The 12,509-nt window shown below is 46.2% G+C and carries 4 protein-coding genes; all 4 read left to right on the top strand.

The features are described 5' to 3' along the window. Positions 1-334, top strand: a 334-nt coding sequence (locus tag JJQ88_RS09670) for a hypothetical protein (RefSeq protein WP_210365670.1), incomplete at its 5' end; no start/stop codon positions are given. After that, positions 288-1,577: a DNA polymerase IV gene (locus JJQ88_RS09665; protein ID WP_210365669.1), complete on the top strand. Its 1,290-nt coding sequence runs from the start codon at positions 288-290 to the stop codon at positions 1,575-1,577. The genes JJQ88_RS09670 and JJQ88_RS09665, both read left to right, overlap by 47 nt. A gap of 142 nt (positions 1,578-1,719) precedes the next feature. Next, positions 1,720-3,129 (top strand): NADP-dependent phosphogluconate dehydrogenase, encoded by a 1,410-nt coding sequence (gndA, locus tag JJQ88_RS09660; RefSeq protein ID WP_210365668.1) that lies wholly within the window; start codon positions 1,720-1,722, stop codon positions 3,127-3,129. 195 nt (positions 3,130-3,324) lie between these two features. Continuing rightward, positions 3,325-12,438 (top strand): carboxypeptidase regulatory-like domain-containing protein, encoded by a 9,114-nt coding sequence (locus JJQ88_RS09655; protein WP_210365667.1) that lies wholly within the window; start codon positions 3,325-3,327, stop codon positions 12,436-12,438. Positions 12,439-12,509: the final 71 nt, after the last annotated feature.

The following is a 12,509-nucleotide window of genomic DNA, read 5'->3' as shown; positions in this document are numbered from 1 at the left end:
AATCAACAGCCCTATTCCAGCACAAACCAAAAAAACTGTAGACAAGCTCGATTTCCATCGAGTTTGTCTACAGTCTGCAGGTCCCTTTAGGGGACCTTTATTTTTGCAGTTGACCTGTCTCTTGTTATCGATTCCAAACCTTCGCTTTCCGCTGAGGGAGCCGGGTGCTGCGGCAATCATCTGGTTAACAATAAATTGGATATTACTATTTTGGAACCCTTCTGTATGGGTATCCGCAGGATTTTTTGTTAAACTAAAGGAGAACGTATATTTGGGAAGTGTACAAGATGAATACAATGTATCCAAAAAAAGGCAGGGTCATCCTCCACGTTGATATGAATAGTTTTTATGCATCGGTTGAAATGGCGTATGATTCCGAATTAAAGGGCAAGCCGCTGGCAATTGCCGGGAATCCTGAAGAACGGAGGGGCATTATCGTCACTTGCAGCTATGAAGCGAGGAAATATGGCGTCAGGACAACGATGCCATTGTGGGAAGCGAAGAAGCTTTGCCCGGAGTTAATTGTCAAACGGCCAAACTTTGACCGCTACCGGACCGCTTCCGCCGCGATGTTCGATATCCTTCGTACGTTTACATCGCTTGTTGAGCCTGTCTCAATCGATGAAGGCTATATGGATATTACGGAATGCTATGCTATCGGTTCACCGCTTGAGATTGCCGAAAGCATCCAAAAACGGATTCTTGCGCAGCTTGATTTGCCTTGCAGCATTGGGGTCGCGCCTAACAAGTTTTTGGCAAAAACAGCATCCGATATGAAAAAGCCATTAGGGATTACAGTTTTGCGTAAAAGGGATATCCCCAATGTACTCTGGCCGCTTGAAGTTGGGGAAATGCATGGGATTGGAAACAAAACAGCTGGGAAATTAAAGAGTATTGGCATTGATACGATCGGCAGCCTCGCAAAAGCTAACGATATCCAGCTCAAGGGCCTCCTTGGAATCAATGGCCAAAGGCTTAAGCAAAGGTCCAACGGGATCGACAACCGCCCAGTGGATCCCGATTCGGTCTATGATTTTAAAAGCATCGGCAATTCCACCACTTTGCCGCGTGATATTTCGAACCAGCATGAACTTCTTAAGGTTCTCGATAAGCTTTCGGAACAGGTAGCCGCCAGGATGAAACGGAAAGAAGCTGTTGCGGCGAATATCGGTGTGACGATTCGCTTCAAGGACAGGAAGACAATCAGCCGAAGCCAGAAGCTGCCCAACCCGGTGTCAAGGAAGGAGGACATCGCTGCAGCAGCCAAAGCTCTTTTCCTGAAACATTGGAATGGGAATCCAGTCAGGCTCCTCGGCATCACAGGCACAGACTTGCTTGATGCCGGCGAGGCGGTGAAACAGCTTGACCTTTTTACTTTTGAGCAGGATGCGAGGAAGGAGCCGCTCTTGAATACGATGTCCTTCTTAAGGGAGAAGTATGGGAAGGCAATCATAGACCTGGCCGGATCCCAGGTTAAGAAACAACAGCCGGATGGAAGGCAAGGTCAAGATACTAGCTTTAATAAGGACTTCCTTCAGGAACGCAAGGAGGAAAAGGATAACGGGAATAATAATTAAAATGTGTTTAGAGTGATGGGGTTGAGCCAAAATAAATAGTGGCTGGACCCGATTATTTGCAAACAGCGATGCAACATTGCTAAATTAGTATGTATGGTTTTGTTTTATATCATAGCTTCACAAAGAAGGGAAGTTTGAAAATATGTCAAAACAGCAGATTGGCGTCATCGGCCTTGCAGTCATGGGGAAGAACCTTGCCCTGAATATTGAAAGCAGGGGATATTCTGTTTCGGTTTATAATCGTTCACGTGAAAAGACCGATGAAATGCTGGCTGAAACGAAAGGCAAGAAGATCGTAGGCACCTTTTCAATCGAAGAGTTCGTGCAATCCCTGGAAAAGCCCCGGAAAATCTTGCTGATGGTGAAAGCTGGAGCGGCAACGGATGCAATGATAGAACAGCTGAAGCCTTTCCTTGAAGAAGGGGACATCCTGATTGACGGCGGAAATACATATTTCGCTGATACGCAGCGCAGGAATAAAGAACTGAGTGAGCTCGGCCTCCATTTTATCGGCACCGGTGTCTCGGGCGGGGAGGAAGGGGCACTGAACGGTCCTTCCATCATGCCTGGCGGGCAAAAGGAAGCTTACGAGCTTGTAGCACCGATTTTCAAAGACATCGCCGCCAAAGTTAATGAAGAGGCTTGCACTACTTATATTGGTCCAGATGGAGCAGGCCACTATGTGAAAATGGTCCATAATGGAATCGAATATGGGGATATGCAGCTGATTTCCGAGTCGTATTTTATGCTAAAGCATTTACTCGGCCTTAACGCGGATGAACTTCATGAAGTATTTGCGGACTGGAACAGAGGTGAGCTTGACAGCTACTTGATTGAGATCACAGCAGATATTTTCACGAAGAGAGATGAAGAAACCGGTAAGCCGCTGGTCGATGTCATTTTAGATACGGCTGGCCAAAAAGGAACAGGAAAATGGACGAGCCAGAGTGCGCTCGATCTCGGGGTGCCGCTTCCAATCATTACCGAGTCCGTATTTGCACGGTTCATTTCCGCCATGAAACAGGAGAGGGTCGAAGCAAGCAAAATCCTAAGCGGCCCTGAAGTGAAACCATTCGAGGGGGATCGTGAAGGATTCATCGAATCGATCCGCAAAGCATTGTATTTAAGCAAAATCTGTTCTTATGCACAAGGGTTCGCGCAAATGAGGGCAGCATCGGACGAATATGATTGGGAGCTAAACTACGGGGAAATTGCGATGATTTTCCGCGGTGGCTGTATCATCAGAGCTCAATTCCTTCAGAAAATCAAGGAAGCATATGACCGTGACCCAGGCTTGAAAAACCTGCTTCTCGATCCATATTTCAAGCAAGTGGCCCAGGATTACCAGCAATCGCTGCGTGAAATCATTTCGGCAGCTGTCATGAACGGTGTCCCTATCCCAGGGTTTTCAGCTGCTCTTGCCTATTTTGACAGCTACAGGACCGAGACGCTTCCGGCAAACCTACTACAGGCACAGCGCGATTACTTTGGCGCACATACTTATCAGCGCATCGATAAAGAAGGCGCCTTCCACACAGAGTGGATGGATTAGAATCAAAAAACAGCGGACCAGGGGTTCGCTGTTTTTATTTCAGACACCCGTCTCTTTATTCCTATTAGCTGGCGAAAAAGTCGTACTTTGGATTCATTCTTGTCAGAAAAGTGAAAAAATTCAATAAAAAAGAAGGTTTTAACAAAATTTTGCAGTAATTCTTCGTTATGAAATGAATCAGGAGGTGCAAGGGAAATGAAATGGAAGACGAAGAAAACTGCGAGAAAGATTTCAGCTTTCATGCTGGCTTTGCTGCTTGTTTTTTCTTCCTTTATCACTCAACAGGCAGTTGCTGCAGGAGAAAAGCCAAAAAGCTTTTCTGAAGAAGAATTGAAACTGGAGAAACAGCGTGAGCAAGCATATGATTCAGGAAAAACAGAAGAAGCAGAAAAGACCTCAGCTGAAAGCGGAACGCTGACAAATTTGCTCGAGGGACTCGGCATTCAGCCCCCGCCTTTGAAGGGTGATTCAGAATCAGCAGCTGAAAAGGCGAAAAATGAAGAAGGGATCCTCCTTAAGGCATTTGAAAAGAAACAGGAAATTGATGTTATCATCAGGATGAAAGATACACCTGACCTCAACAATATTTATCCTCAAGTAAAAGCAACGAAAAACCGCACAGAAAAAATCATAACCATCCAGGACCACCTCAAAGAAAAAGCAAAAAACTCTCAAAAAGGAATCCATCAAGCATTGGATGCTCTTGAAAACAAAGGAAAAGCCAAAAAGAAAGATTCACTGTGGATCATTAACGGAATCACAGCTTCTGTCACCAGGGAAGCATTTGAAGAATTGAAAAAACGGGAAGATATTGCCGGGATCTCACTCGATGAGACACTAAGCCTGCCGGATGTAACAGTGGAAGAAAGTCCTCCGCGGCTCCCTCAGTGGGGTCTTGAAAAAATATATGCTCCAAAGGTATGGGGGCAATATGGTTTAAAGGGTGAAGGAATCATTGTCGGAATCATGGATTCCGGAGTTGATGGAAACCACGAAGCCCTTAAGCAAACCTATCGCGGCCGTAATGGCAGCCATCAATATTCATGGATTGATTTATCAGGTCAAAACTATGAAACCCCAAATGACGGGAATGGACACGGAACTCACGTGGCGGGAACAGCTGTTGGAGGGGGTCCGGGTGAACCAATCGGGGTGGCGCCGGAAGCAGAATGGATTGCTGCTAAAATTTTCAATGATGGGGGATCTACTACATTATCTGCGATCCACAAGGCGTTCCAATGGTTCATGGCGCCAGGAGATGATCCATCTAAAGCTCCGCATGTAGTCAACAACTCATGGGGAAATTCCAATACTTATAACCTCGAATTCTATGAAGATGTGAAAGCATGGGTCGCGGCGGGGATTTTCCCGTCTTTTGCGGCCGGGAACGATGGCCCCGGCTCACAGACAATCGGGTCCCCGGGGAGTTTTCCAGAGACATTTGCCGTGGGCGCAACCGATGCTTATGATCAAACAGCTTATTTCTCAAGCCGCGGACCTGTATTCTGGAAGGATGGAAATGGCCAGGAACAGAGAATCATCAAGCCGGATCTTTCGGCACCAGGCCATAAAATTTATTCAGCATGGCCAGCGAAACGGAAAGAAGGGAAATACAACACCATCAGCGGGACTTCCATGGCGACCCCGCATGTCACAGGTGCAGTGGCACTTTTGCTGCAGGCCAAACCGAACCTAACGATAGATCAAATAAAGGAAACACTTAAAAAGACTGCCAGAGTGGAATCGCATATGGGGACATTGCCAAATGACTCCTATGGAAGCGGAATCATCAATATTTACCAGGCAGTTACCGAAACCGCATTTGCCGGGGAACTCACCGGAAAACTTATAAATAAAGATGGCAAGGCTCTTTCAGGAAAGCTTGAAATAAAGGAAGAAGGGATTTCCTTCGACATTGGAAAAGGGGGAGAGTTCAGCTTTAAAATCAGGGAAGGAACCCATAAGGTCACTGTTTCCTCTTTTGGCTACAAGGATTTGGAAGCAGCCATAGAGCTGAAAAAAGGTGAAGCACTGACAGTGAATTGGGTATTGGACGATGCCCAGACCTTTTCTGTAAAAGGCAAAGTAGCAGACGGCTCAGGGAAGCCTGCAGCTTATGCATATGTAAGGGTAAAAGGAACTCCACTGCCGGTATACCGCACAGATGCAGCGGGTGCATTTGAAATCAAGAAACTGCCTGCGGGTAAATATATCTTCCAATTTTCAGGTGAAGGGATTAACGGGCTGGCAAAGGAAGTGGAAGTGGGAGAAGAAGTTTCGCTCGAGGTGAAAGTGAACAATAAGACTTCGCCATCGAATCGTCAATGGGAAATGGCAAACGGGAACATACACCGGAATGCTGTTTCAGCGAATGGGATTGACCTTGATGCGCTGGAAAAAGGGTGGAAATATGATGTTTCAGGCAAGGGGAAAATCTTATTTTCCACTCCAGCTGCCACTAAGGAAAAAGTAGTACTGGTCACTGACAGAGGATACGTCATCGCGCTTGATTCCCAAACTGGAAAAGAGCAATGGGCCGTGAAGGTCGGAAGCACAAACAGATCGTCACCTGCGATTGAAGGGAATACTGTCTATCTTTCAGGCGGAGAAGACGGAAAGATCTATGCCCTTGACTTAAAATCCGGCAGCATCATTTGGACAACGAATATCGGGGCAAAAGCGATTTACGAATCACCATTATTCATTGATGGTACTCTCTTTGTCTCATCAGACCTGACAAATGACGCAAAACTTATAGCATTGGACTCAGGAACTGGCGAAAAGAAATGGAGTGTCTCTCTCGGTGCGCCTACCTATTTTGGCCCAAGTGCCGGAGACGGGATGCTATTTATCGGCAGCTATGACAATCAAAAAATCAGAGCGCTGAGAATCGAAGATGGTTCCGAGGTATGGAGCAAAACACTTGTGAATGAAGGTGCTGCGTCCAGGCCGGTATACGATAATGGAACACTTTATCTTTCAGGAGTCAACTTTAATACTGAAGGAGGTACGCTTTACGCCCTGGATGCCAGGACAGGTAAAGAGAAGTGGAAGGCACCCGGTATTGGCGATACACAGGCTGCTTCTCCTATCGTCCATGAAAATATTGTTATCATCGGTTCTGCAGTACAGCCAGTCCTCCGGGCTTTCGACGCTGCCAATGGACAGGAGCTCTGGAATAACCGCTCTGTCGGGACCACTCTGAACAATGGTTCTGTTTCCGCTAACGGACTGTTATTCTTCGCAGGCACAAGCGGAAGCCTCTCTGTCATTGATGTGTATTCTGGTGAAAGGCTGAAGGATTTCAGCCTCCCTGTCTACAGTACGTCCGGGATCCCAATCCTGAATGGCCAGGTGATCGTCCCCTTCCAATCTGGAGTGCAAAGCTATGAATCACCGGGAAGCGTAAAAGGATCTTTAAAGGATGCTGGCGGAAATTCCGTTAAGGGTTCTGTCACCGTTATCGAAACGGGTGAAGATGCCAAAACAGATGAAAATGGGAGCTTTCTGCTTAAGCACACACCTGGTGATTATACAATCAGGATTTACTCCTATGGAAAAAAGCAAATCACTGAGAAACTAAAGCTTTCTTCAGGTTACCAATTTACAAAAAAATACAATCTTGAAGATGCTGACAAGGGTTCATTCTCCATCCTGGTAAAAGATAAACGGACAGGAAAGCCGGTGGAAGGAGCGGGAATCAAATTAAGGGATTCAACAGTGGATGGAAAGACAGACAGCAATGGATTGTTCGCTGCAGAAGAGGTGTATGAGGGGACGTATGTGGCAACGGTTTCCTTGAAGGGGTATAAGGAAGGCAGCGTTGAAATCATTGTCCATGGTGGCGGGGAATCAAAAATGACCTACGAATTGCAGCCAATCGATATTGCTGTCCTTGACGATTACAAGAGTGAAATAACCAGCCTATTGAACGCGAATGGCTATATCGCCGAAGAACGGGGTTGGGATGTGATAGAGGATGTTGGGCGTTATAAAGTAATCTACCTGAATGGCGGATATGGCTCGGATGGAATCAAACCGACTGAGGCGCAGTTTAAAGAATTGATTGAAAAGGCAAGGGAAAATGGCGTCAGCGTCATTTTTACCGACCAGTGGGGATCTAATTATGGATCCATCCACCATCTGAAAGATTTCTTCCAAAATCCCAATGAGCTAGGACACGATTATGATGGAGGGGAAGTAAGAATTCAGGTAGAGGCGGAGCATCCGATCTTCAAAGGGTATAAACCTGGGGACCGGATCAGCATTTTAGGAAATAACGCTGATTTTGCATGGTTTAACCAATATTCCGGGAGGACAATAGGGAAAATCGGGAACACGGAGCTGGGATTTGTAGGATCAGGTGTCGCTTATCAGGCAGTTTCAGAAGACAGTGCCCATCTATTATTGTCCAGCCATTCGACAGTACCTTGGGAATCATCGAAGGCCTGGCTGCGGGGGCAGCAGCAGATTCTCTTTAACAGCATGGATTACCTTTACAAAGCGGAATTTGGGAAAGTATCAGGCACAGTGACAAATGCAGCAGGGGAACCAGTAAAAGCAAGCATTGAAGTGGTGGATACAGGCGTGAAAGCGCAAACAGATGCCAATGGCAGCTTTACATTTTACCATGATGAGGGCACCTTTAAACTCGAAGTCCGTTCCAAGGGAGCAGGATCGATAACGGAAACCGTTACATTCGATAAAGATGCTCCTTCTACTGTGAAAATTAAGCTTGGGGAATCCGAAAAAGGTTTGCTGACAGGCATTGTCACCGATTCCATTTCAGGTATGGAACTTCAGGATGTCGATCTTGAAGTGAAAAATGAAGCTGGGGAAACAGTTGCCGGATCGCGGACGGCAGCGAATGGACGCTATGAAGTTCCTGGGTTAGGAGAAGAAGTATACACGCTTACATTCAGCAAGGAAGGATACATCGCCCATTCGCAAAACGTCGATGTCGCGCATCACCCGGGAGAGCTTGATATCAAGCTTCACCCTATGCCATCGGTAGGGGTTGTGGGAGACTATTATTCCTCTGATAAAAACTTCAAAGCTCTTTTTAAGGAGATTGGGGTGGATGTTTCAGATGTGCAGCCTGCCGATTTGGTTGGAAAAATGGCTGATTTTGACGTCGTTTTCTTTAATGATCCAAGCTCTCAAGTAATATCCGATAAAGTCATGGAAGCAGCAGACAAAGCCCAGACAAGCTTGATATTCGGTGACGCTGTCTGGGGTGGAGGCATCACGCAGCTCATGAAGTACAGGAACGATCCAAAGGAATGGGATACGGTAAGGAAAACAACTGAATCTGCGCAGTACAAGGTACTCGAGGAGCACCCCATCTTCAACGGAGCGAAAGCAGGAGATCTCATTGAAATCCTCACGCCGGCTGCCAGCTATGTCGGGTACTTTAAGGATTACAGCGGCTACTCGCTTGCTGAAATCAAACATGAAGGCTCAGAAAACACGCATGGTCTTGGTATCGCATATAAACCAAGATCAGCCGGCAGTGTTGAAATGCTTATGAGCGGGCATGGGTTTGCTTATTACCACGGAGCTAAAGATTATACAGAGGAAGGAAAACAACTGCTGATCAACTCCGTTCTCTGGGCAGCAAATGTCCGGTTCCCGGTTATCAGCGGCACAATCCTCGATGAACTTGGCAACCCATTGAAGGCGGATATCAAGGTCAAGGGTCAGCCAATCGAAACTCGCTCGAGCGATCAAGATGGAAGCTTTTCAATCCCGTTGCTTCCAGGGGAATACGAAATTGAAATCACTGCCTTTGGGTATGCCGACAAAACTGTGAAAGTAACGGCCGGAAAGGATGTTGAGCCACAGACAATTTCAATGGAAGTGGCTGAAAATGCAGGTTCCATATCTGGTACGGTCGAGAATCTAAAGGATGGTAATGCAATTGAGGGGGCAAAACTCACCATTTTAGGCCAGGCAAGAGAAGCTGTTACCAACCTCCAAGGACAATATAACCTTTCAAAAATAGACCCTGGAGACTACACGGTCAGGATTGAAAAGGAAGGCTATGTCCGCCAGGATGTTGCTGTGAGAATTGTTGACAATCAAAAAGCGTCACTGAACATAAAATTACGGCCATCGCCAACTGTGGGGATCATCGTGGACTTGACTGCTTCAGGCACTTCTTATAAGCAATACCTCGAGGAAAGAGGCTACAAGGTCATTCACATGGATTATAAGGATATAGATAAATTGGATGAAGTGGATGTTGTGTTTGCAAACTCTGATTATAAACCCGATGCGGTCCCATCGAAGGAAGTATTTTTGGCATTTGAGAAAGCACTGGATGAGAAAAGGAAATCTGTCATCTGGACTGGACAGGCTGGAGGGCGTGGTTCGATCCGCTACATGCAAGAATACTCGGACAATCCGAAGACGATTTTTGAACACCACAACAGGCCTGGGGCACAAGGAACAGTTTTGGGCAAACACCCTCTGACATCGGGTTTCAGTACTGGGGAAACCATTGAGATTCCAGTGAAATCGGGGTATTACTACGGGTTTGATGGCTACTCCGGAAAAACAATCATCGATTTTTCCCATTCTGAAACTGGCGAGAAGGGAAGCATGGTGGCATACAAAGGCCGGACAACTGACTCGATTGAAATCCTCTTGGCCAATATGACGATCAGCCATGTTTTCAAGCCCAATGATTCGTTTGATCCTGCCAGGGAACGGATTTTATCCAACGCGCTGAACTGGGCTATCGATGAGAAGGAGGCGCTTGTTGGCGAACTCCACGGTACGGTCCAAAATGAGAGCGGCCCGTTAAAGGCTGAAATCAAAGTAAAGGAAACAGGAAAAAGCTATCAAACGGATGACAAAGGCAAGTTCTTTGCCGCCTTCGAGGAAGGGACTTATTCCCTGACTGTGGAAGCATTCGGACACACAGCAAAAGAATTTACTGTCACAATAAAAAATGGTGAGGCAGTCTCCGAAAACTTCACAATCAAGTCCGTCGATTCCGGTGTCGCAGCTGGAAAAATTTTCGATGCAGCCACGAAGGATCCTGTTCCGGGGGCAAAAGTAGAGGTAATCGGCACTCCTGTCAAAGTCAAGACCAATGAAGAAGGAAAATATAAGGTGACCCTTCCGCAGGGCAGCTATGAATTGAAGATCATTGCATCAGGCTATAAGCCGGTTTACGAAAACGTGGAGATAGTTGCAGGACAACAGACAGAGCTAAACGTCTCTCTTGCTGTTTCGGAAAAAATAGCGGTCCTTGCAAATCCATATCATAAAGAAAAAATCATGCCGTTCCTGGAAAGCAACGGATATGACATTGACTTCCATCCTTATGCGGAATTTGAATCATTGATTGAGAATATATCAAACTACAAATTGATTATAGTGAATGACACTTCCTATTACATGAAGGAAGACCGCTTCAAGGAGATGGTCGAAAACGCAAATGAAAATGGTGTAAGCATGATATTTACTGCTTCGTATGGCGGAACAGTAGGGGATATGAAGGATGCCTACGGGGATCCGCAGAAATTTTCCTACAGTTTTGTCGACAAGGAAATCAATCTAAGGGTTGATGAGCATCATCCAATCTTAAAGGGATTCAATAAAGGCGATGAACTTCCATTGCTCATGAACCCGAAAGGCAGTGTACAGTATTCTGTTTATGATCACTATAGCGGCACAACCCTTGCGAGTCTATCAAATCCAGCGAAAGGAGAACTTGGCAGCTCAATCGGCTATAAGTTCAGTTCATCGAACAGCGTCCATGTCCTTTTATCCGCGCTGCAAATTAGTTCTTATGGAAGCCCGAATGATAGATGGACGGAAAACGCGAAGCAGATTTATCTCAATGCCATCGACTTCGCCTTGTCAGCAAGCCAGGGAGAGATAAAGGGAAAAGTGTTGGATAGCCAGGGAAAACCGATTGGAGGGGCCCTTGTCTCCATAAAAGGAACCGGCCACAAGACAACAACAAACGAAGCTGGCCAATATAAATTTGGCATCGGCGTTGGCGATTATGAATTGACTGTACAGGCAAGAGGCTACAGGGAGCAAACAAAACAGGCAAAGGTCGCTGAACTTGGAAGCAGTGTAGAGCTGGACTTTTCGCTCGAAGCCATTGATGGTTCTGGTTTAACCGGAGTGGTCACTGGCAAAAAAAGCAAAGAACCTGTGGCAGGAGCTTCCCTGACCCTGATTCCTAAGGATGAACCATCCTTTAAGCTGGAAGGGACCAGCAAGGAAGATGGTACTTTCCAATTCGAGAATTTGCTGTCTGGCGACTATACATTGAACGTTCTTGCAGAAGGTTATCTTCAGGAAACATTCGATGTTTCAATCGGGACAGAAGATAAAAAATTCAATCTTGAGTTACATGCATTCGAAGCAGCTGTGCTTGGGGATGTCAACGGCTCATTGACAGCCTTGCTTAATGAGCAGAAGCTTTATGCTGAACAAAAAGGCTGGGAGATCCTTGAAAAAGTCGGGAAATACGACGTCATTCTGATCAATTCGGGCAAAGGAACGAAAGAACAGTTCGAGCAGTTGATCAAAGAGAGTGATAAACACAGAACAAGCCTGGTCTTCACCGGAACATGGGGTGTCGGTGAAGGTTCCATCCAAAGGTTGAAAGAGGTCCAGGGCAGCCTGGAAATCGACCAGCAAGGATACAATGAAGGAGCAGTATATGTGGATGCTGCGGATGGACATCCGCTGTTCGCCGGCATCAATCCTGATGAAAACGGTAAAGTTAAAGTCCATGCCGCGAAGAGTCCATATTCGACCTTCAGGAATTACTCCGGAATCCCGATCTCCAGCCTATCTGTAGACGAGGATAGCAAAGGTGATTCCATTGCATACGAATTCAGGAGCAAGGAGCATATGCACCTGTTGATGTCTTCCTTTGCGGTAACGAATATCATTGGACCTGATTACGGGTGGACCAAAGATGGCCGACAATTGTTCGTCAATGCGCTTCGCTGGTCTAAGGATGCCCAGCAGGAAATTCCGGCAGCACCAACATGGAACAAAGAAGAATTAATGGTAAAAGGTGAACCGGCATTGATTGAAGGCAAAGCGGACCTTGGAACGACCGTCAATATTTATGAACAGCACGGCAATGAAGTATCTCTGGTCAAGTCAATTAAAACTAGTTTGGATGGAACATTTTCAATCGAATTAGACTTTGACAATGGGCACCATACATTTGTCGCCGAAGCGGAAAACTTCGCAGGCAAGACAAAAGCCTTGAAAGAAATGAAGTTGATTGTCACGGGCAAACCGGAGAAAAAGGATAAAGCAAGCTGAAAAATCTTTTACGATCATGGATGTTGGCTTTCCATTTTGGGAAGAAGAAGCATTTTCACCCCGGCAAATCG

Source organism: Bacillus sp. REN3 (assembly GCF_017912555.1).
In the GTDB taxonomy this organism is placed as follows: Bacteria; Bacillota; Bacilli; order Bacillales; family Cytobacillaceae; genus Mesobacillus.
The sequence above is the reverse complement of the archived record's forward strand: the minus strand, read 5'-3'. Positions and strand labels throughout refer to the sequence as shown.